Annotated in this window: 23 protein-coding genes and 1 pseudogene; 14 read left to right on the top strand and 10 right to left on the bottom strand. The window is 40.1% G+C overall.

Features of this window, described 5'->3' with window-relative positions; all coding sequences use genetic code 11:
- Nucleotides 1-36: 36 nt before the first annotated feature.
- From nifS to QOL44_RS05225, 5 genes are all read right to left on the bottom strand, one after another.
- Nucleotides 37-1,191 (bottom strand): cysteine desulfurase NifS, encoded by a 1,155-nt coding sequence (gene nifS / locus QOL44_RS05245; RefSeq protein ID WP_009058826.1) that lies wholly within the window; start codon nt 1,189-1,191, stop codon nt 37-39.
- 1 nt (nt 1,192) lies between these two features.
- The gene (locus QOL44_RS05240; RefSeq protein ID WP_228343203.1) at nt 1,193-2,122 is read right to left on the bottom strand and encodes a glycosyltransferase family 9 protein; all 930 of its coding nucleotides are present in this window, start codon (nt 2,120-2,122) and stop codon (nt 1,193-1,195) included.
- Between the two features lie 19 nt (nt 2,123-2,141).
- On the bottom strand, nt 2,142-2,693 hold the full coding sequence (locus tag QOL44_RS05235) for a hypothetical protein (RefSeq protein ID WP_009058830.1): 552 nt from the start codon (nt 2,691-2,693) through the stop codon (nt 2,142-2,144).
- Nucleotides 2,694-2,717: 24 nt separating this feature from the next.
- Nucleotides 2,718-3,728, bottom strand: coding sequence for an agmatine deiminase family protein (locus tag QOL44_RS05230; RefSeq protein WP_244235735.1), 1,011 nt, complete (start codon nt 3,726-3,728; stop codon nt 2,718-2,720).
- An 80-nt stretch (nt 3,729-3,808) separates the two neighbouring features.
- Nucleotides 3,809-4,678 (bottom strand): carbon-nitrogen hydrolase, encoded by an 870-nt coding sequence (locus QOL44_RS05225; RefSeq protein WP_009058833.1) that lies wholly within the window; start codon nt 4,676-4,678, stop codon nt 3,809-3,811.
- A gap of 128 nt (nt 4,679-4,806) precedes the next feature.
- On the opposite strand from QOL44_RS05225, the gene QOL44_RS05220 reads away from it, so the two are divergent.
- Complete coding sequence (locus tag QOL44_RS05220; RefSeq protein WP_009058835.1) at nt 4,807-5,343, top strand: Slp family lipoprotein; 537 nt, start codon at nt 4,807-4,809, stop codon at nt 5,341-5,343.
- A 15-nt stretch (nt 5,344-5,358) separates the two neighbouring features.
- Here QOL44_RS05220 and QOL44_RS05215 read toward each other — a convergent pair whose 3' ends face one another.
- Nucleotides 5,359-6,222 carry a prephenate dehydratase gene (locus QOL44_RS05215; protein WP_009058836.1) on the bottom strand — a complete coding sequence of 288 codons (864 nt, stop codon included), beginning with the start codon at nt 6,220-6,222 and terminating at the stop codon, nt 5,359-5,361.
- A 112-nt stretch (nt 6,223-6,334) separates the two neighbouring features.
- Between QOL44_RS05215 and QOL44_RS05210 the strand changes: the two genes are divergently transcribed.
- From QOL44_RS05210 to QOL44_RS05160, 11 genes are all read left to right on the top strand, one after another.
- The gene (locus QOL44_RS05210; protein ID WP_009058837.1) at nt 6,335-7,354 is read left to right on the top strand and encodes a bifunctional heptose 7-phosphate kinase/heptose 1-phosphate adenyltransferase; all 1,020 of its coding nucleotides are present in this window, start codon (nt 6,335-6,337) and stop codon (nt 7,352-7,354) included.
- Nucleotides 7,351-7,890 (top strand): D-glycero-alpha-D-manno-heptose-1,7-bisphosphate 7-phosphatase, encoded by a 540-nt coding sequence (locus tag QOL44_RS05205; RefSeq protein ID WP_009058838.1) that lies wholly within the window; start codon nt 7,351-7,353, stop codon nt 7,888-7,890. Before QOL44_RS05210 ends, QOL44_RS05205 begins: the two co-directional genes overlap by 4 nt.
- A gap of 14 nt (nt 7,891-7,904) precedes the next feature.
- A complete protein-coding gene (kdsB, locus tag QOL44_RS05200; protein WP_228343204.1) occupies nt 7,905-8,669 on the top strand; it encodes a 3-deoxy-manno-octulosonate cytidylyltransferase in 765 nt (254 codons plus the stop codon).
- Nucleotides 8,666-10,279 (top strand): CTP synthase, encoded by a 1,614-nt coding sequence (locus tag QOL44_RS05195; RefSeq protein WP_009058840.1) that lies wholly within the window; start codon nt 8,666-8,668, stop codon nt 10,277-10,279. Before kdsB ends, QOL44_RS05195 begins: the two co-directional genes overlap by 4 nt.
- Nucleotides 10,280-10,306: 27 nt before the next feature.
- The gene (kdsA, locus tag QOL44_RS05190; protein ID WP_009058841.1) at nt 10,307-11,095 is read left to right on the top strand and encodes a 3-deoxy-8-phosphooctulonate synthase; all 789 of its coding nucleotides are present in this window, start codon (nt 10,307-10,309) and stop codon (nt 11,093-11,095) included.
- On the top strand, nt 11,079-11,609 hold the full coding sequence (locus tag QOL44_RS05185; RefSeq protein ID WP_009058843.1) for a hypothetical protein: 531 nt from the start codon (nt 11,079-11,081) through the stop codon (nt 11,607-11,609). The genes kdsA and QOL44_RS05185 overlap by 17 nt, the downstream gene beginning before the upstream one ends.
- Nucleotides 11,610-11,622: 13 nt before the next feature.
- On the top strand, nt 11,623-12,129 hold the full coding sequence (locus QOL44_RS05180) for an LptA/OstA family protein (RefSeq protein ID WP_228343205.1): 507 nt from the start codon (nt 11,623-11,625) through the stop codon (nt 12,127-12,129).
- Between the two features lie 22 nt (nt 12,130-12,151).
- Nucleotides 12,152-13,333 carry an MGDG synthase family glycosyltransferase gene (locus QOL44_RS05175; protein ID WP_009058846.1) on the top strand — a complete coding sequence of 394 codons (1,182 nt, stop codon included), beginning with the start codon at nt 12,152-12,154 and terminating at the stop codon, nt 13,331-13,333.
- A gap of 87 nt (nt 13,334-13,420) precedes the next feature.
- A complete protein-coding gene (locus QOL44_RS05170) occupies nt 13,421-15,022 on the top strand; it encodes a glycoside hydrolase family 1 protein (RefSeq protein WP_009058848.1) in 1,602 nt (533 codons plus the stop codon).
- Nucleotides 15,023-15,024: 2 nt separating this feature from the next.
- Nucleotides 15,025-15,660, top strand: coding sequence for an MBL fold metallo-hydrolase (locus QOL44_RS05165; RefSeq protein ID WP_009058850.1), 636 nt, complete (start codon nt 15,025-15,027; stop codon nt 15,658-15,660).
- Nucleotides 15,661-15,761: 101 nt separating this feature from the next.
- Nucleotides 15,762-17,159 carry an aspartate aminotransferase family protein gene (locus tag QOL44_RS05160; protein WP_009058852.1) on the top strand — a complete coding sequence of 466 codons (1,398 nt, stop codon included), beginning with the start codon at nt 15,762-15,764 and terminating at the stop codon, nt 17,157-17,159.
- Between the two features lie 283 nt (nt 17,160-17,442).
- Here the strand turns inward: QOL44_RS05160 and QOL44_RS11280 are convergent.
- The 4 genes and pseudogenes from QOL44_RS11280 to QOL44_RS05145 form a co-directional block, all read right to left on the bottom strand.
- Nucleotides 17,443-17,652: pseudogene (locus QOL44_RS11280) on the bottom strand (hypothetical protein); the annotation flags it as partial.
- Nucleotides 17,653-18,113: 461 nt separating this feature from the next.
- Complete coding sequence (locus QOL44_RS05155; protein ID WP_166791434.1) at nt 18,114-18,251, bottom strand: hypothetical protein; 138 nt, start codon at nt 18,249-18,251, stop codon at nt 18,114-18,116.
- A gap of 530 nt (nt 18,252-18,781) precedes the next feature.
- Nucleotides 18,782-18,931 carry a hypothetical protein gene (locus QOL44_RS05150; RefSeq protein ID WP_166791436.1) on the bottom strand — a complete coding sequence of 50 codons (150 nt, stop codon included), beginning with the start codon at nt 18,929-18,931 and terminating at the stop codon, nt 18,782-18,784.
- 509 nt (nt 18,932-19,440) lie between these two features.
- On the bottom strand, nt 19,441-20,337 hold the full coding sequence (locus tag QOL44_RS05145) for a DNA glycosylase (RefSeq protein ID WP_009058868.1): 897 nt from the start codon (nt 20,335-20,337) through the stop codon (nt 19,441-19,443).
- Between the two features lie 89 nt (nt 20,338-20,426).
- Between QOL44_RS05145 and QOL44_RS05140 the strand changes: the two genes are divergently transcribed.
- Both QOL44_RS05140 and QOL44_RS05135 read left to right on the top strand, forming a co-directional pair.
- Entirely contained in the window at nt 20,427-21,365 is a 939-nt protein-coding gene (locus tag QOL44_RS05140) for a DnaJ C-terminal domain-containing protein (RefSeq protein WP_009058869.1), read from the top strand.
- 6 nt (nt 21,366-21,371) lie between these two features.
- On the top strand, nt 21,372-21,680 hold the full coding sequence (locus QOL44_RS05135) for a MerR family transcriptional regulator (RefSeq protein ID WP_009058870.1): 309 nt from the start codon (nt 21,372-21,374) through the stop codon (nt 21,678-21,680).
- Nucleotides 21,681-21,781 lie beyond the last annotated feature (101 nt).

The following is a 21,781-nucleotide window of genomic DNA, read 5'->3' as shown; positions in this document are numbered from 1 at the left end:
ATGATTAAAAACTGTTGCTCAAGAAAAAAAGATGAACTACGAAGACCTCGGTAATTTTTTTCTTATTTTTTCCACAGAATTTTTAATCTCGTCAACAGCTCTATGGATCTCTTCTTCAGTATTATACCTTCCTAAAGAAAAACGAACACTTGATTTGGCTTCTATAGGATTTAGACCCATGGCTGTCAATACCCTAGATGGCTTCAATGAACCTGTTGTGCAAGCCGATCCACCAGAAGCATAGATGCCTTTTTGGTCAAGATCAAAAAGAAGGGTTTCTGAATCTACGCCCTCAAAAAAGATATTTGTCGTATTAACAATTCTATGCTCTTTATCGCCATTGACTCTCGTAAAAGGAATTTCTTCTAAGATTCTCGATTCTAAAAGATTCCTAAGCTGCAAAATCCGCTTATTATCTTCTTCCATGTTCTGAGAGAGGAGCTCTATAGCTTTACCCATTCCAATAATGGCCGGGACATTTTCTGTTCCAGCCCGACGATGCATCTCTTGAGATCCTCCTCGCATAAAAGGTTCAAACTGTTTTCCTTTACGAATGAACAAGGCACCAATCCCTTTTGGTGCGTAAAACTTATGACCAGTCAAAGAAAGAAAATCAACGGGAACCTTTGATAGATCAATCGGAATTTTCCCAATCGCCTGCACCGCATCGGTATGAAATAACACCCCCTTTTCTTGACACATTGCTGCGATTTGCTCGACAGGAAAAACCACACCGGTCTCGTTATTTGCCCACATAACAGAGACAATAGCTGTATCCGCAGTCAGAAGTTTTTCTATCTCTTCCAGCTTTAATAAACCAGATGCATTCACCCCAATTCTCAGAACTTCAAACCCTCTTTTCTCCAAGTCAACGCATAACTCATAAATGGCGGAATGTTCCGTGGCCGTTGTAATGACTCTTTTTTTCCCTGTTGTTCGAAGCGCAGACAAAATCGCAGCATTATTTGATTCAGTCCCACAGCTAGTGAAAACAATTTCTTCTTCTTCGCAACCTAAAAATCGAGCAAGAGCAATCCTTGATTTTTTTACATACTGCTTGGCTTCCTGCCCTAGTCGATAAGGACTGGAAGGGTTCCCATAGTAGACAGAAAAAAATGGAACCATTTCCTTAAGGACTTCAGGATCAACAGGAGTAGTAGCATTGTTATCCAAGTATATGAATCTGGTCATTTTAAATACCTTCTTTTAAACATTTTAAAAAACAATTAAAAACTTCATCTACGCTAAATGTTAGTCTGCTATCTTTATTCCACAATATTTTGAATCTTTTGTCTAGTCTTGGGTACATCCAAATAGTGGGGTCAGTTGGACCAAATAAAGCAATCGAAGGACATCCAACAGCCATAGCCAACTGTGTTATACCGCTATCATGCCCACAGAATAAGTTACACAATTTGAGAATAGCACCCACAGAAGGAAGATCTTGATTTATTATTCTTACATCAGCTGGAATCTCACTTAACTCTTTTCTCTCCATTTCAGCTGGCCCCATTATCAAGAGAAGACGACAGCCCATTTTTTGTATGCGTTGACAAAAAGAGATCCAATTTTCTACTGGCCAACATTTTTTCTGGCTCCCACTTCCAGGATGAATAGCTATTTTCACATTTTCCTTTTCTATGCCAAATAATAAGGCTAATGCCTTTCTTTCATCATCTTTAGAGAGAAATATCATTGGTGGAGGAAGACAGTCTAAAGAATTTATGATGCCTAATTCCATAATGGGCTTAGCAAGCCATTCCACAACATTTCCTACGCCTCTGAAAGGTGGACAGTAAATCACTTTCTTAACTCCTAAAGCATAGAGATTTTTTCTCAAAATCCCTTGTTCATCAGGGGTATAACAGAGGACAATGTCAACCGACTCAAAATAGTCTCTAAGGGCCAATCTGGGGATAAGATCTTGAGAAAAAAGAGGGGTAAAAGAAGCTTCTCCGATATCGTAAACCTTATCAAAATAGTATCGATTTTCGCCTAGAATCCCAAATCTACGAGTTCCAAGGAGATCCAGCTTGGAAGGTTGCGCCTGATTCTTTAAAATATAAACGGCTGGTAAAGTCTGTATAAAATCCCCCAAGCCTCCACCCCTGATGATCAGCATTCTGTCTTTATAAAAGATCTTATGCATCGATAAAACCAAGCAAAGATAATATCAGGCCAAAAATGAGAGTGAAAAGAGCAGTCAATTTGATCTTTCTTTCTGAAGAACAGAAGTACATTATCTTATCCCTAGCGAGAAAAGGCATACCAACGAATAAAACGCCCACAATTATCCAGCCGTAAGCTAAGAGCACAAGCAGAATCCGCCAGCTTCGCATACTTAAAAATGTGCCATCTAAAATGACATTTGCTCCCAACAGAAGCAAAAGCGCCAAGGCCCTTAGGGAAATGAAGTCCTCTATAGCCACGATTACCAGTGTCCCAAATACAAAAGCAAAAAGGATAAACCAAATCCTATACTGCGTATATTCACCTAGATCCATTGTCGCCAATAATATTATGACCCATAGTACCGAAGTACCCATTAGCACCTTGCCTAGAAAATCATTTCTAGGAAAATTTTTAAGGAATCGACAAAAAGAGGAGGGGTATAAAAAAGCGATCGCTCCTAGTAGCAGATGTATGAATCCGGTTCCAAAAGCCACAGCTTTCAAAGAAAGATGATAAATCATGTTATGGTTCTCTTCTATCTTTTCTTACCAACCAGGTTCTTGTTGAGTTATGCAGTGAATGGCTCCCAATCCCCAAACTAAATCTTTGGCAAAAAAAGGACAAATTTTTCTTTCGGGAAAAAGACCTTGCAAAATTTCTTGAGCTATTTCATCCATTGGATCTTCAAAAATAGGAATAAAGAGGGAATGATTTGTCAGATAAAAATTTAAATACGAAGCGGGCAATCTCATCCCACTTCTTATGACAGGATTTGGCATTGGCACTTCGACAATTTCAAAAGGCTTCCCGTGGTAATCACATTCTTTAGTTAATTGTTCGATATTCTTTCGAAGACTAAGATAATTGCTATCCGAAGCATTTCTTTCAAATGCGCAAGCTATGGTATTTACACTCACAAACCTGCTGTACTGATCCACATGGCCATCGGTATCATCCCCCATGATTTCTGCCTCTAGCCAAATAACTTTCTTTATTCCAAGAAATTCATAAAATATCTTTTCGATTTCTTTTAGGCCAACTCCAGGATTCCTATTGGGATTATCAATACTTTTTCTGGAAGCAAGAAGCACACCATTGCCGTTGGAGTCGATAGCCCCTCCTTCTACAACAATCCCAGGGGAAAAAACCCGCATACCTAGGTATTTTCCAATTCTTTCAGGAACACGATCATCCAGATCATAGGGGGGATATTTTCCACCCCAGGCATTATAAATAAAATCCACAATCGCTATTTCCTCTTCGTTGCGTACAAAAATCGGCCCATGATCCCTACACCATGGTTCATATGCGGGATTTTCGTATAAGAAAATTTTTTTGTTGATTGCTCCCCCCCGCTCTTTGATTAGATTTTCTACCTCAACAAACTGCGTTTTATCAAACACGTTTATTCTCACCAACTCATCTTGGGAGATAGCCAAAGCCAGTTGAACCCAGATTTCTTCAGCTGCTTGGAAAAGTCCTGGAAAACTAATACTTTCCTTTCTAGGCCAAGTAAGCCAAGTTGCTCTATGCCTTTCCCATTCAGCTGGGAACATAAAGCGGAATAATGAAGCTGTAGGAGAATTTTTTTTTCTGAAAGAGTCGGTATGCATGGATCTAGCAAATAGCTACAGGATTAAGGAAAATATCTTCGAGTGATCTGTTCATAAAGGTCGATCCTCCGATCACGTAAAAAAGGCCAATTTATTCTTGTCTTCTCTATGAGACTAAAATCCAGTTCTCCAACCAGAATTTCTTCTTTTTCTCCAGCTTGTTTGATGATTCTACCAAAGGGATCAACCAAAAAACTTCTCCCCCAAAATTCAATACAGCGACTCTTTTCGTCACCTTCTAGCCCAGTTCGATTAATGGAAGCTACAAAAATTCCGTTGGCAATGGCATGTGCTCGCTGAATAGTTAGCCAAGCGGTCAACTGATCTTGTCCAAAGACCATTTTTTCTTCTACAAGCCAACCGATAGCTGTAGGATAAAAAATTATCTGAGCCCCCTTTAAGGCAGCGATTCTAGCTGCTTCTGGAAACCATTGATCCCAACAAATTAAGACTCCAATTCTTGCATAACGGGTCTGGAAAACAGGAAAATCGTTCTCTCCAGCTGTAAAATAGTATTTTTCAAAATAACCTGGATCATCCGGAATATGTGCTTTTCTATAACAGCCCAAATAGCTTCCATCTGCATCCACTACAATAGCCGTATTATGATATAATCCAGGAGCCCGCTTTTCAAAAATCGATCCAATCAATACAACATTAAGTTTTTTAGCAATTTCCATGAAGCACTGAAGGGTAGGACCATTAATGTCTTCAGCCCAACTAAAAAATTCAGAATCAATTCGATTACAAAAATAACGAGTTTTAAAAAGTTCCTGAGTACAAATAATCTCTGCGCCGAGTTCTTTAGCTTGGCTAATTAGTTCCAAATGATGAGCCAGTCCTTGAGTTGGATCAACAGCTCCAATGCTTTGAATAAGAGCTACCCTTACCATTTAGATCTTTCTTTTTAAAAACATTTTGATAGTTTTCTTTCAAACGATGAAATGTCAATGAACTCTTTCATTAACCATACATATCTATTCTATTGAAAGTGAATATTTGGATTGGCAATTCAAAAAAAATGTTATTTTTTTTTCTTAGCCTTTTCCTACTTGGAGGCTGTTCGATCAGCCCCATGACAGGATCCTATCGTCACAAAGCTAGCAAACAACCCTCATTTTCTTTATTGTCAGCTCGTCCTAGCGCATTCATCGGCCAAAATGTTCTTTTAGGGGGAGTCATCCAACGATGTATGAACCATGAAGGAGAAAGTTTGATGTTGGTTATTCAAAAACCTTTAGATCCCTCAACAGACAAGCCAATAGTACAATCTCCTTCCAAAGGAAAATTCTATCTATGGTACAGAGGAAAAGTCGATCCCAAAGTCTATTCAACCGGCAAAACGATTACAGTTGCTGGAAAGATCGTCTCTCCATTTAAAACTAGTATAGAGACCCCACATTATTTAATCGTAGAAGGGGAGGAGTTTTTTCTATGGCCCAAAGAATCGCTCCCTTCTTATACCCCAAAAGTTCCCACAAAAACCATTCTAGAAAATGTATGGGAACCGGTTGGATTTGAACCATGGACAACAGGATGGGGAGAAGGATGGTGGTAGGAAGTTATTCTGGCTTTAAACATTAAAGGTTTCTCTTATGGGATAAGACCCTAAAGATTTAATCCAAATGGCAAATTTTTCTGCCTTTTGAAGAGCCTTTTCCAAAGCAACCGACTCTTTGCCTGCTTGAACCGATAACAAAAATAGATACGTATTCAATTTTCCAGGAATAGGCCTGGAAACAATCCTTTTGATGTTCAATTTCCCATCCCTGAAAGGTTCTAAAAATGAACACAAACTTCCAGGTTCATCTTTTACTGAAAAAACTATAGTGGTTTCGGCAGTAGATCCAAAATAAGGAAAAAGACTTAAGACAAAAAATTGGGTGAGATTGACATTGCCTTCAAGTACAGGAAACTCAAGGATGTCAAGCTTATAAATTTCTGAAGCTAAACGAGTTGAAAGTGCCGCAGAATAAGGATTTTCAGAAACTATTCTCGCTGCTTCTGAAGTACTAGCAGTCTTTTGTATTTTAGCGAGTGGAAATTTTGTTTTCAGCCATTTCCTGCAATAAAAAAGAGGAGTAGGATGGGAATAAATCTCTTTGATTTCTTGACCTTTTCTTCCAATCAATGCTAATTGGACATTCAACGAAAGCTCTTCTTGAATATAAAGATGGAAGTCTTCTTCCAAAAGCAAATCAACCGATTCAAGAATCATTCCTCCAGTGGAATTTTCGATTGGAATCAATCCGATCCTTTCTTCTCCATCGGCAAATGTCTTGACAAATTCAATAATATCCTCTATAGAGCCCAGAGAATGGTGTTGCCAATCAGGGAATCTTTTCTTGACTACAAGATGAGAAAAAGTCGCTTCGGGTCCCAAATACCCGACCTTTTTATTCACCTGTTTTCTGTCGTCCATTTGCTCCACTTTCATAGTCTTTTGAAATTTAATTAAGGTTTATTCAAAAAAAACGGTTTAAAAATATAAGCTAAAAAATGATTTTTCATATTCTGGACTCATTATTATAAATCTTGCATGCTTTATTATGTTTTTTTCTGCTAACGCCATCGACCATTTTTTAGCTCGTTTTTCAAAATTAAGGGCATTGGTTATTGGAGATCTCATGCTCGATGAATTTGTTTGGGGGAAAGTTTCCCGTCTTTCTCCTGAGGCTCCTGTACCAATCGTAGAAGTCCAGAAATGTTCCTATTTTCCTGGAGGCGCAGCTAATGTGGCTCGGAATCTGCTGGAATTTACAAAAGAGGTTTCTGTTTTAGGAGTTGTTGGAGAAGATGAGGCAGGGAAAAAATTGCTTCAATCTTTGGAAAATTTTGGATGCAACCTGTCTGGCATTCAAATCATCCAAAACAGGCAAACGACCCAAAAAACAAGAATTTTCGGAAGGCAACAACAGGTTGTTAGGGTGGACAGGGAAACAAAAGAACCAATCCCTAAGGAAATTACGCAGAATATTTTGCTTTACTTGGAAAGGGAATTGGATTCTAAAGATCTTATCATTATCGAAGATTATGCCAAAGGATTACTTGATCAAACGATCATCGATTTTATTTTAAATCATACCAAAGGTAAGGACATCTTTGTTGCTGTGGATCCCCATTCAAATAACCGCCTCAACTGGACAGGCGTGAGTGTTGTTAAGCCAAACAGAAAAGAAGCAATAGCTCTTGCAGGCTTTCCAGATGTTCATGAAGAAGATCTGACGAAGATTAGGGAAGCTGCCGAAATACTTCAAAAAAAATGGCACTGTTCCTACATCCTTGTCACTTTAGGGGAAGAGGGAATGCTTCTATTGGAGAAGGAAGGAAAACCCAAAACCATATCGGCTGTTTCTAGAGAGGTTTTCGATGTTTCTGGAGCTGGAGATACAGCTATCAGTCTTTTTTCCCTTGCACTTTCAGCCGGAGCCACTGGATTTGAAGCAGCTCTTATTGCCAATCATGGGGCGGGGGTTGTTGTTGGTAAACTAGGAACCGCCACATGCACTCCTGCCGAACTCAAACAAAGCATTTTATCCTCCCCTCATACGATCGACACTAGACTATGAACAAGGCTGTTTTCTTTGATAGAGATGACACGCTGATCAAAAATATACCCTATTTAAAAAACGAAAAACTGATAGAAATTCCCCATGGCTTGGATCAACAGCTTTTAAGACTTCAAAAAGCGAGTTTTCTGTTATTCATCGTTTCGAATCAATCGGGTGTTGCCCGAGGACTTTTGACTACTGAGGACGTTGAAAAGGTAAATCAGAGACTATTAGAAATGGTTGGTGGTAGATTTTTTGAAAAGATCTATCTTTCTTATGAAGGACCTACCCAAGAAATGACTTGGGACAGAAAACCACAACCGACTATGATTTGGAAGGCTGCTAAAGAATATGAAATCGATTTTGGCAGATCTTTTTTTGTGGGAGATAGACTAGCCGATGTACTTTGCGGCAGAAACAGTGGATGCAAAACTATTTTTATAAACCTGGGAAGAAAAAACCTCGATGCGTTTGTAGCCTGTCGGCTTGCGACCTATGTGACTTCTTCTCTTTTTGAAGCCATTGATATAATTCTTTCTGTAGAAAATGAGTAACCTCAGCTTTTTTTTTGATAGAAGCAAAATCTCATCCTGAATCTTTCATGACAACCATCATTGTTATTCCTGCTAGATGGAGTTCAAGTAGGTTTCCTGGCAAACCATTAGCGATGCTAGGAGGCAAACCACTCATTCAATGGGCTTGGGAAAGGGCTATGGAATGTAAAAGAGCAAAGAAAGTTGTTGTGGCCACTGATGATCAAAGAATTTTTGACGTAGTAAAAGGTTTCGGTGGGGAACCGTTGATGACTAAATCGAGCCATCTTTCTGGAACGGATAGAGTTGCTGAAGTAGCCGCTTTGTATCAGGCGGACAGATATATAAATTTCCAAGGAGACGAACCCTTTCTGCCTGGGAAAGAAATAGACAGGCTTATTGAGGGCATGGGAGCAGCTCCCATTGCCACCCTAGCAAGAAAACTTATGGAGGACTCCGAAAGGAAAAATCCTAATGTCGTAAAAGTTGTTTGCGATGTGGATGGTTTTGCCATTTATTTTAGCAGAGCACCAATACCTTTTCTGAAAAATAAAACGATCAATTGTTCTCTACTGGCACATGTGGGTATTTATGCGTTTTCATCATGGGCTTTACAAAAATTTATTTCTCTTCCATATGGAATATTAGAACAAGTGGAATCCTTAGAACAACTCAGGGCAATAGAGAACCGAATTCCTATTCGCGTGGTTTCTACTGCCTATCAAACTGTGGCTATAGACACCCCTGAAGACTTGTCGAAGGCTGACCAAATGCTTAAACATAATAAAGAGCTGCTATGAAATATATTTTTGTTACAGGTGGAGTGATTAGTTCTCTGGGTAAAGGCATTACAGCAGCAGCCTTGGGAACTCTGTTAGAAAGAAGAGGAGTCAAAATTTCCTTACAGAAACTAGATCCTTACCTCAATGTTGATCCTGGAACGATGAATCCTTATCAGCATGGTGAGGTATATGTCCTTGAAGATGGGGCAGAAACTGATCTAGATCTTGGTCACTACGAAAGATTCACAAACGTCAAACTTTCTAAGCTTAACAATACGACCACAGGACAAATCTACGAAACGGTCATTCAACAAGAAAGACAAGGAAAATACCTAGGCAAAACCGTTCAAGTCATTCCTCATGTGACCAATGAAATAAAAAACCGAATTATGCGAGTAGCAGAAAGTAGCGGCTGCGACATCTTGATCACTGAAATCGGGGGCACCACCGGAGATATTGAAGGACTTCCTTTTCTTGAGGCTATACGACAGATGGCTTTGGAAGTTGGTTCTGATCATGCTTTGTTCGTCCATGTCACCTATGTTCCTTACATCAAGGCTGCAGGAGAGCTCAAAACAAAACCAACCCAGCAGAGTGTTGCTAAACTTCGAGAAATAGGCATTCAGCCTCATGTTCTCGTTTGCCGATCCGATCATCCCCTGACGGAGGAAGTGAGGGCAAAACTTTCTCTCTACTGTAATGTCTCTATTGAAGGGGTCATCGAAGAGTTAGATGTTCAACATACTATTTATGAAGTTCCTCTGATGCTTCAGAAAGAAAAACTGGATGCTCTTGTCTGCAAGTATTTGAAACTCGATCTGCCTGAAGCCGATTTAACAGATTGGAAAGCTTTTGTTGAAAAAATTATGCATCCTTCGCATAAGCTTTCTATTGCAGTAGTAGGCAAATATATCGGTCATCAGGACGCCTATAAAAGTATCTATGAAGCGTTGACTCATGCGGGGGCATTTCTTTCCTGTGGGGTTGAAGTCAAAAAAGTGGATGCTGAAGAAATCGAAGAAAAAGGAGCCGAAACGCTACTTCAAGGATCAGATGGAATATTGGTTCCTGGAGGCTTTGGCAGTCGTGGCATTGAGGGGAAAATAGAGGCAGCAAAATATGCACGTCTTCATCTTATTCCCTATCTTGGATTATGTCTTGGTATGCAGACCGCTATTATTGAATTTAGCCGAAATGTTGTTGGATTGACCGATGCCCATAGTTCGGAGTTTGAAAGTATGACATCAAACCCTGTGATCTGTTTGCTTGAGGAACAAAAGAAACTTTCTAGCCTTGGAGGCTCCATGCGGCTTGGTAGCTCTCTATGCAAACTCCTTCCCAATACAAAAGCTTATGAAGCCTATGGACGGGATACTTCTAGAGAACGGCACAGGCATCGTTACGAATTTAACGTGGCCTATAAGTCCCTACTTGAAAAGTTCGGTTTAAAGATATCTGGTACAACAGAAAACGGAGAGCTAGTAGAACTTATCGAATTAGAAAATCATCCATGGTTTGTCGGTTGTCAATTCCATCCAGAATTTCAATCCAGGCCTAATTCTCCACATCCATTATTTGTAGCCTTTTTAAAAGCTTCACTGGAATACCGAAAGAAAACCCATTCTTAGAGTAATATTCCTTTTAGAGGAACTGTCATGAATGCAAAAAAAGAGCCTTTTATTGTCATCGCTGGTCCCTGCGTGATCGAATCGATGGAACTTCTTATAGATACTGCCCTTGAACTAAAAAAAATTACAACTAAATACCAGCTTCCTTTTTATTTTAAGTCTTCCTTTGACAAAGCAAACCGCTCCTCCATTAATTCTTTTCGTGGTCCAGGACTGGCAAAAGGGTTAAACATGTTATCACAAATCAAAGAAAAAACGGGCTGCGCCCTCACTACTGATGTGCATCTTCCAGATCAAGTAAAACCGGTAGCTCAGATCGTTGACATCCTTCAAGTACCTGCCTATTTATGCAGGCAAACCGATTTAATCCTGGCTTGCGGAGAAAGTGGAAAAATTGTCAATGTAAAAAAGGGACAATTTTTAGCTCCCGATGACGTTGATCTTATAGCTGAAAAGCTCCAATGGGTGGGCTGCAAAAATTTCTTTTTTACAGAAAGGGGGAGCTGTTTTGGATATCATGATCTTATTGTCGATATGCGAGGGATTGTTCGAATGCGGTCTAAAAAACATAAGGTTATCTTTGATGCCACCCATTCAGTCCAACGACCTTCAGCACTTGGCAAGCAAACAGGAGGAGAAGAAGCTATGGCTTTCCCTTTAGCCAGAGCGGCTGTGTCTATTGGCATTGACGGACTTTTTTTTGAAACGCATCCTTATCCAGAAAAAGCTATGTCAGATGCCTCGACAATGATCCCACTGGGCAAAGTGGATCAAATGCTTGAATGCCTTTTAAAAATCCATGAAGCCATTCCTTAATGTTTTTCTTTTTGTTTTTCTATTTTTCCTTGAGCATGAGCTTTTTGCCGATTCCCCCTCATTGCCTTTAGGAGCAGTGATAAAAAATTTCATTTTACCCCAGAGAAATGCAGAAGGAAAACTACAAGCAACCATACATGGAGAAGAAGCAGTTGCCGTTAGTGTGAACAGAATAGAAATAAGAAAAATGAAAATCGAACTTTTCGATAACGATCGAGTCACTACTACTATCCTCTCTCCTCGATGCGACTTTTGGAAATTGGACAATAGGCTTTCCACAAAGAATGGAGCTGAAATTGAAAGGAAAGATCTAAAGCTTACCTCTAACATCATGGATTGGGAAATCGACAACAGAAAAGGAATTTTTCGGGAAAATGTCCGTATGGTTCTTTATAAACTACCCCTTGGAAAATCGAATCAAAAAAAAGAGCCTTCTTCTCCTAGCCATGCACCGACCCCTTCGCTTCGAACTGGAGCACTCCCTCTTCGTGGAAACCTTGAAAAAAAACCCTAAATTCCATAGAGCGATGAAATCCTTTTTATTATTACTCCTTTTTTTCTTTCTCCGATTAAATGTCTTTGGTCAATTTCCAGAAGAAAACCCACCAGAACTGCTTTCCAACCCTGACGCTACAGTCGTCACATCGAATACTTTCCGAATGGATCAAAACAACCATCAAGGATTCTTTAGTGGCAATGTCATCACTATAGCGAATAATTTTAAAATGCGATCTAATGAAATGACCGTTTTCTTTGATGAAAGCGGTTCTGAAATCAAAAGACTTATTGCCAAAGGAGACGCAGTGCTCATACAAGAAAAAAGGACTGCCAAAGCTTCTCAAATGGAATATATTGTTCCAGAAGATAAGTTAATATTAACGGGCAATCCCGAAGTGATTGAAGAAAATAAAGACCATGTGACAGGCAATGTGATTACAATCTTTCGAAACACCAATCAGATGTTTGTGGATGGACACAGCCGCGTGATACTCTTAAGAAACAATCAACCGCAAGAGCAACAACAGAAAAAATAGTTTTTATTAATCCAAAAGATAAGTGAAAAATCTAGAATCAATAAGAGTTCTAATCCTATCAACAAGTGCCGGCACCGGCCACGTCCGTGCTGCGGAAGCACTGGAAAAGGCCTTTCTTGAAGATCCAAGGGTTGGACAGGTGATTTGCGTAGATGCTTTAAAATTTACCAACAAAATTTTCAGAGACTTTTATTCGAAACTTTATATCCAGCTAGTTGAAAGAGCCCCCTCTTTTCTCGGTTGGTGGTATCGAACAACCGACGAGCCTTGGAAAACCGATAAAATGAGACTCATGCTCGATCGATTGAATACCAAACCACTTATCGATTTTATTTCTAGGTACCGGCCTCAAGTGACCGTTTGTACTCATTTTCTACCTGCAGAGATTATTTCCTATTTAATTTCTCAAAAAAAAATAGATTGTCGGCTTTCGATCGTTGTGACGGATTTTCATTGCCATGCAATGTGGCTTTGCCGAGTTTTTCATAGGTATTTTGTTGCCAACGAAGAAAGCAAAATCCATCTGATCAATCTCGGCATTCCCAAAGAAAGAATCATTTTCAGTGGTATTCCTATTGATCCCATATTCAAGCCTTCTCCAAGCAAGATTGAGCCGAAAAAAAGCCTTGGCTTTGATCCGGAGCTCCCTGTAATTTTGATTTCAGCTGGAGCCCTTGGAGTGAGTCCTGCTGAGGCCATCCTCGAGTCTTTAGAAACATTGCAAATGCCAATACAGGTTGTTATAGTCTGCGGCAAAAACCCGCAAATGGAAGAAAAGATTCGAACAAAAGCCTCAAACCTTTCTAATCATACTATTAGAATATATGGTTTTACGGAATCGATGCACAAATTGATGGATGCAGCAGATCTTTTCATTGGCAAGCCAGGAGGATTAACCGCTTCAGAAGCTATGGCCATGGGCTTACCAATGATCATTATTTCCCCAATACCAGGTCAAGAAGAATTTAATAGCGATTATCTTTTAGAAAAAGGAGTGGCCATAAAATGTAATGAATTTACAACATTAGCCTACAAAGTAAGTTATCTTCTTTCCCATCCCCAAAAATTGCAACAAATGAGAAAAAATGCGTTTAAACACAGTACCCCTAAGGCTGCATACAAGATTGTCAAAATTTTGTTGGAAGACGAGCTTAATCCCCCTGAACCAGTCTGCTTGTCACCAGGACAAAAAGAACATGCATGACTCTTTTCCATTGATTCGACCAATTAAAAATCGAATGTTTTAATTTATTTTATTGAAAATTGTTTGGTCAATACAAAGGAGATCGTTATGGTTACGAGACCCGTTGCCTCCAAACACCACTTCAGAGAAAACGAAAAAAATTTATCCTTTGAATGGCCTCATCATGAATTTTTATGGGGCGTGGCCACATCCCCCTACCAACATGAAGGAGGAATGAATGGGGAAGGCGAACCGCTGAATAATTGGGCATGGGCGGAACGGGATAATCAGGTCGAACCTTCTGGGAAAAGTTGCAATTTTTGGAACTTGGCTGAAGAGGATTTAAAAAGAGCAAAGGACCTGGGGCTTAATGCCTTTAGGCTAGGGATAAGTTGGAGCCGGATACAACCAGTCTATGATTTACCTCATCCTGAGAATCCTTCCTTTTTAGAACCCCCTCCTTTTGATCCAACTGTTCTGGCTAGATACGCTGAAATCCTAGCCCATTGTAGAGCTCTTGGATTGGAACCCGTGGTTACCCTCCATCATTTTACCCATCCTGCTTGGTTAGGACTTGATGCATGGATTCATCGATCCACTATTGATCATTACTTACATTATGTGGATTATACTATAAAATATCTGTTGGAACATCTGCCGAAAGAATTTCATTGTGAGCCTCCAAGATTTTTCCTTACCGTCAACGAGCCTAATATGCTCGCAACCTGTCATTATCTGTACGGGTATTTTCCTTCCGGATCAAACCGGGGGATTCATGCAGCCACCACCTGTTTAATCCATCTACTCGAAGCTCATTCCAAAGCTTATTTTCTGATTCACTCTCTTTATAAATCTTATGGCTTAAAACCCTATGTCAGTTTCAACAACTATTCCAGTAACCTCTATTGGCTGGATTTAGCCTGGTTAGATCTTCTGCACGCTAACTATTTTGGTATCAAAAAACAAAAACTCTTCTCTTATCTTTGGGATAGAGCTAGACAGTTAGATTCAGCCTTCGATAAAGCACGATTTAGCTCTATTTCTCTTGCTCGAAAAGCCTTAGGTTTTCTTCTCAAAAAAGCGCAACATTTTCTCGCTTATGCCTGTTCCTTCGAAAGCGCTTGGAAAGAACTACTCGAAGTCATTTATGCTTCTAAACAAAGGCCTTTTGATTTCATCGCATTTGACTACTATGATCCTTTTGTCGAACACGCCTTGCGATGGCCAAGATGGAATGATGAATTACCAAAACGCAATAAAACTTTCCATGAATGGATGATGGAAGCTTTTACAAGCAAATGGTGGGATTGGAGAATGCTTCCTGAAGGATTGGCCTTTGTTACGCATCAACTTACCCATTACCATTTACCTTTAATGATTTCTGAAAATGGGCTAGCTTACCGCTATACCCCTTCAGGGATGATGGAAAAAAGAAGAGATTCTGTATTAAGAAGTCACTATATTCGAGCGCACGTCCGGATCGTAAACAAACTGCGAAAAGAAGGAGCACCGCTTTTTGGCTATCTTTATTGGTCTTTGGTTGACAACTACGAATGGGGATCTTTTTCACCCCGATTTGGCTTATATTCTGTAGATTTCCAAAACGGACTCTATAGGAAAGAAATTGATGTTTTTGGAGAAAATCCAGCAAAAATTTATGCTGAAGAGGTTCAAAAAGCCAGGATAAACAAGATCAGTTGGAAAAAATAGTTATGAAAGAACCAATTATTTATACAGGAGGAGAACTCCAAACCAATGCGTATCTCATCTCTGGAAAGCATGGTTATATTTGTATTGATGCCCCACAGGGCATTACCTCATTTCTTAAGCAGAAGAAAATTGAAGTCGATAGTCTTCTTCTTACCCATGGACATTTCGATCACATATGGGAAGCTCGTTTAATCGAAAAAACTTTCCATTGCACTGTCTATGTTCATCCTTCCGATTTTAATTTAGTCCAAAATTCCGGAGGTGTTGCCTATATGGGTATAAAAGGAGCCGTAGCCCCTCCAGAGGAAATCATTGCTTTACCTGTACTTGCAGGCGGAAGCGTGCATTGGGGATGCAATGGAGTAGAATTTATCCTTTTTCACATTCCAGGACATAGTCCAGGGAGTGTTGCTTTTTATGTCCCAAGGATGCATGCTGTCTTTTGTGGGGATATTCTTTTTGCTGGCTCTATAGGGAGAACAGATCTTCCAAATGGAAATTTCTCTGCCCTTATGGAAGGAATTAAAAACTATCTTTTTTCTTTACCTCCTCAAACCGTTGTCTATCCTGGGCATGGTCCGTCAACAACTATTCAGAAAGAAAAAGAGACAAATCCTTTTTTCAAAGAGAAAGATTAAAAATTCTTTTCCTGTTTAGTAGATAAAATAAAAATTGTCTTTTGATTCTGATCAACAAGCATTATTAGAAAAAAATAAGATTTTTAAATAGGGAAAAGCTGATGGATATAAAAAAAATTATAGAATCTCGAATGGGTGAAAATTATTCACTTCATTATCAATATATCAATAGAACTCTAGTTCAGGTTCAAAGGATCATTGGGTTTGATAAAATTTATACAAGAGCACAGGGTGCTTATCTTTTTGATAAAGAAGGCAACAGATATCTGGATTTTCTTGGAGGTTTTGGCGTTTTTGCTGTTGGCAGAAATAATCCGAAAGTAAAAAAAGTGATCGAAGAGGTCCTCGATTTGGATTTGCCGAATATGGTCCAGATGGATTCAGCTCTCTTGAGTGGTCTCCTTGCTGAAGCTCTTGTAAAACGATTTGAAGCCTGTGGAGCCTCTCATCTGAATGCCATCTTTATATGTAATAGTGGGACAGAAGCTATAGAAGGGGCTATAAAATTTGCTAGGGCTGCTACAAGGCGGCCACGAATCCTTTCTCTTACTAACTCTTTTCATGGATTAAGTATGGGTTCACTATCCGTTTCAGCGAATCCCTATTTTCATGAAGGATTCGGTCCTTTTTTACCCGGCTGTGAACATGTCGTTATGGGAGATTTAAATGGTCTAGAACATGAGCTAAAAAAGGGAGATGTGGCTGCTTTTCTTTTCGAACCTGTCCAAGGAAAAGGAATTTATTTTCCAAGAGATAATTACTTTGAGGAAGCTCAAAAATTATGTAGAAAATATGGCACTTTGCTGATTAGTGACGAAGTTCAAACAGGCTTAGGGAGAACGGGAAAATGGTTTGGATTTGAACATTGGAACCTTGAGCCAGACATTGTAACTCTTGCAAAAGCTTTAAGTGGTGGCTATGTGCCTTGTGGGGCTATAGCTACTCGAAGAGAAATCTATCAAAGAGTCTTTAATCGGCTCGATAGATGTATCGTTCATTCCTCAACTTTTGGGAGGAATAACCTCGCCTGTGCTTGTGGTCTTGCCACCCTATCTATACTAGAGGAAAACAACTTAATCGAGAACTCCAAAAACTGCGGAGAAAAGATTGAAACGGCTTTGATTGGTCTCCAAAAAAAATATGATTGGATTAAAGAAGTACGGGTCAAAGGACTTATGATTGCTATCGAATTTGGTGAACCCAAGTCCATCACTGGAAAAATGGCATGGAAGACCATTCATTCAATGGACAAAGGGCTTTTCCCTCAATTAGTTGTTTCCACTCTTATGTCTGAACATAGAATATTGAGTCAAGTCGCAGCAAACAATCTGGACATTGTCAAATGCCTTCCTCCTTTGATCATCGGAGATGAAGAAATCAACTATTTTATCACTTCCTTGGAAGCAGTTCTTGAAGAATTAAAAAAATTCCCTGGGCCTTTGTGGAACTTAGGAACCAACTTCCTAAAAGCAATGAAATCACAAAAAACAGATGGTTAGAATAACAAATAGGTTTTCGACCCTCCTAAGAAAAAAAGCCCTTTAGTTGATTGTTCCTAAAAACATCCTATGGGCTTGCTTACGCCTGACCAGAATTCGTTCTTTTCGCCTTGGTTTTGGCCTGGAGGTCCAGGGATTACCAAGACCGTTGCATTCTTCGGGGTGAGCGGGATAGAATTAACCTGTCATCTTAACAATCAAAGAGGACACCTCCCCAGTACCAGAAGTCTACGCCCTAGAACAGTCCCCCCTCATCGAGATTCCAGTCAAGGGGTGCCTGCTATTACAGATAAACCTCTCCAAAAGCATCGCATACAGCCGGTTTTGCGGCGTCCACGAAAGAATCTCCAGATTTCCGATCTTTTTTGAAGTTGTATGCGCCCACCCTATCCGAATAGCTCGCATACCCGCCCTGCCAGCATACAAACTTGTGTCCAGTGGGGTTCTTCGGATAGACATTCTCACACCGCAGACAAAGCTGAGAGCTATAGGCTGGATGGACCTTCTATCGATGGGAACCTCCCCCAGGCGCCAGCAATTCGATTTGCTCCCAAAGCGCCCCAGTCTGCATCTAGATTATGATCCAGGAAAGCTCTTTACTTGGAGCGTTCCCATATATATGTAGATACTCAGAAACAAGTGCTGAAAGGCTGCGTAGCTTGAGGAGTTGTTGTAGGCTTTTGTTTAACCACCTCTCTATTTCTGCCAGCACCTCGCGTAACCGGCTCCACCCTTTTTTCTTCCACAGGTTATGCTTGCGGATGCATCTTGCTTTAACTGTATTCTTTGTATGCTTACCGATCAGCTGTAGATGTTACCGTCTCTTCCCTCCCTCCTTATGATATTTTTAAAGAGCTTAGAGAGCAACTCCACAAACCCGCTCCCATATTTCTTTCCGAGATCATCTGTAAAAACTCTAGAAAGTCCAGCCTCTATCCCGACCGCTTCCCTATATCATCGACTCGAATTTTGTAGTGACGCCCCGTAGGGAATTACCGCCTCCTTATCCTTTAAAATAAGGTAAATCCTCCCCTGAATCTTTAAGTTAGCAGAGAAAGCAATGACAATCCTTTTACCACCTTCAAGACTCATGAGCTGGATATACTGTCTTTCCTTTTCTTCAAAAGTCTGCTACTTCCATTCCTTACATCCAATCGACTGACGCAGCCTCACTCTTGGCAGCTTACCTCTCTTTTGTCATTTGAAATTTAGAAGCGGGCGGCTCTCTTTTTCCTAACACAGAAGCCATCCACTGCAGAGAGTGGAATATCTAGAAAGCAACCCGCTTTGCTTCTTCTGTCTATCTCAAGCGGTGCCAGATCTTTGGGTTAATCATCGTAGAGGAGACTAACCCACACTTTTCGATCTTTGCCTAGCCGTCTTTGAGGAATACCTTCCACATTTTTGCCAGCAATCCGCCTGGGGCTAGCGTAGCCTTCCACCACGAGTTTGGCTTGCTTCCCGCGTTTCGAGAGGCTTTCCGCGAAGTGGTCCAAGCCTGAGAAAGAGACAAGAAACCGCTCTTTTCCAGCTGTGTAGCAAAGGCAAAGATACTCTAGTATCTCCCACTTCTTCGTGTTCAGCGGAAGACTCTCCCTACTCGGATCGTTCGCCGCCACATCTTATACGATCTCATCGGCTTTCCCGATGGCCTTAGGTCTTTTCTTTTGTATTGGCTCAAACTGAAAATAGGGCTTGGAAAAGCAGGGAATGATCGAAAGGAGCTCCTTGATCATCTCTTCCTTCAAAAAGAGAGAGATTTGCTCGTTCACGAAATTTTGGTCCTAAGAGAGAAACAAAACGTCTAGGGGCCATCCGAAACCGAACCGGACCAGCCGGCCCTTGTGGATGACCACGATCTCGGAGATCTCTCCCAGCTCCATCAGACGCAAGAAATTCTTTCTCTTGTTGTTTAGTCCGCTGCTTTCACCCCCCCAGCCGTTTGGCCACCGTTTTGCCTTGCGCCAAACAAAACGCTGCCAGAGCTTTCCGCTGATTCTTTAGATCCCCCTTCTCCCCGGCGCTGGAGACCTTTGGGTAGGAGCTTGTACAGCTCTTTTGTCGCCTTTTAGCCAATCACCCACAGGTAGTCCTCATGGTGGCCATATCTCTGGTTCGTTAGAGTCCGTTTGGCAAACAACCCCCCTTCCCAATGCCCATCGCTATTATCTGTTTACGCTTCGATTGATCAGCATGCCAAACTTCTTCGGCGAATTATAGGTTCGCCAGGCCAATTTATAACTAGATTGGCATGGCAATAGCAATAACCATTCATTACTCTTTATTGATATTCCCAAAGCCCCCCTTTTTTCCAGAAAACAGAGCGGGACCAATAAAAAAGATATTGTTGGGCGTATCCTGCAAAATGACCAAAATAGCTAGAAGAAAAGCTCAGAAGTTCCTTTTTCGATGCTTTTCTTTTTTCAAGAAGATGGAAATAAAAGGTTTGCAATACCCTTTCCATCCATCTATCTATAGGAAAGACTTCTATTCTAGCATATCCAAAAAGCAGAACACAATCAGCTATTTTCCTCCCAATTCCTGGTAGTTCCAAAAGGGTTTGTCGAATGGTGTCTGTTGAGGCAATTGCTAGCATTGATAAAAATTTTTTATTCTCTTTTGCTAAAATGGAAGCCACTTTCCATACATAGTCAGATCGAAATCCAAGTTTACACTGTTCTAAAAGAGAAGGCCCTTTGTCGAAGATATCTTCAGGAGAAGGAAAAGAAAAAAAGCCCGGCCACACCTCTTTTCCATAAAATCGCCTTAACAATTGGGTGACTTTACGAATTTGAATAATAGGCTTGGCTGACGAACAAAGAAAGCTAAGGATGGTTTCCCAAGGATCCTGTTTTAAAATCCTCAGTTTTTGAGAAAAAAGCCTTGCTTGTTGTAAGATATAATCATCAGAAGGAAAACTATTAAAAACTTTTTCAAGATCGAAGGTAGTTTGAAAATATTCTTGGAATCCATCCAATGATCCTGAAGGACTATAAATGTATAATTTATCGCTTGCTGGAAAAATCGCATAAGGAATTGACCCAGCTTGTCCGATCCATCCACCATTATCCAATCTTTTCCAAGAGAATGTCTGTCCACAGCCTAAAGTGGCATCTAGGTTCAGACAATCACTGGATATCGTCCCAATAAAGGGCCAATCATTGATGATTTGATCCATTTGACATAAAAGATTAATATTTTAATGCACTGTTAAAATAATGCACTGTAAAAAACTATTTTTTCCAGATTATTTTTGAAATCCTATTTATGAAGTTTAAAAATTATTACGAAACATTAGGAGTCGACAAAAACGCAACTCAAGATGAGATTCGAGCTGCCTTCAGGCGCCTAGCCAGAATTTATCATCCAGACGTCGCTAAAGACAAAAAAGCAGCCGAGGAAAAATTTAAAGACATAAACGAAGCTTATGAGGTCCTTAGCGATCCAGAAAAAAGAAAAAAATATGATCAGATGTTCCTTTCTTGGGATAGAACCCAAGAAGAGTTTGTTCCTCCTTTCTGGTCATATCCTAAAGGTTGGGAACACCAAGGAGAGTATGGACCAAGTTTTGGAGGCACTGGGTTTAGCGATTTTTTTGAGATGTTTTTTTCTGAACCTGGTGGATTGTTTTCAAACTTGTTCCATAAAAATGGAGAAACATCGCTTAAGAAGCAAAAAGGGAGAGATTTAACGGCTGAAATCTTGGTCAACCTTGACGAAGTGCTTCACGGATCAGTGCGACAAATCACTGTCACTCGTCCTACGAATGGTGGAAACCGTAAAGATACCTATCAAATAACTATTCCTGTTGGCATCGAGGAAGGACAAAGGATCCGCCTAGCTGGACTTGGAGAACCTTCAGCCTATGGCAAAGCCGGAGATCTCTTTTTAAAAGTTAAATATGCAAAGCATCCTTTTTTTAGGGTAGAAGGAAAAGATCTTTATTATGATCTAGAAATTCCACCATGGGATGCCGCATTAGGCTCAACGGTCCAGATTCCAACACTAGAAGGCAAAGTCAATTTAAAAATACCAGCGGGTTGCAAATCTGGAACCAAACTTCGATTAAAAGGACTGGGCCTTCCTTACTTAGATGGGAAAAAAAGAGGGGATCTTTACGCTGTTATATCTATAAACGTACCCCAAGCAGTCAACAATGAAGAAAAGAAACTTTGGGAACAGCTGAGCAAAAAGAAACACTTTTAAGAGAAAATGAACCCTAAAGAAAAGACAAACGACCAAAATCCTCTCTCCCTTTCCATTCTTGGATCGGGTGAAGGAAAAATAAGACTTTATTCTCTTGAAGCCTTGTCCAAGGAAACAGGCATAGATTTAGAAATTGTTTCTTTATATCTACACCTTGGCTTAATTACTCCTTGGGAAACTGTTCATGATAAGCTTTATTTTAACGATGATGCTATTTTTTTGCTTAAGCAATTTGAAAGATTAAGACTTGAACATAGGATGGGATTTCAAGCTTTACGCAGTTTTTATAGAATGTTCAAGACCCTGCAAAAATAAAATCATGGGGATCATGTTCTCTCTTTTTCTCATTTCATGAAAACTGCAAAAAAAAGCCAGTCGTTCATTCTTTCTGAAATCTTCTCTATAATAAAGGAAAA

This window comes from Candidatus Methylacidiphilum fumarolicum, assembly GCF_949774925.1.
GTDB classification, from domain to species: Bacteria; Verrucomicrobiota; Verrucomicrobiia; order Methylacidiphilales; family Methylacidiphilaceae; genus Methylacidiphilum; species Methylacidiphilum fumarolicum.
This window is presented reverse-complemented; position numbering and strand designations above follow the sequence as displayed.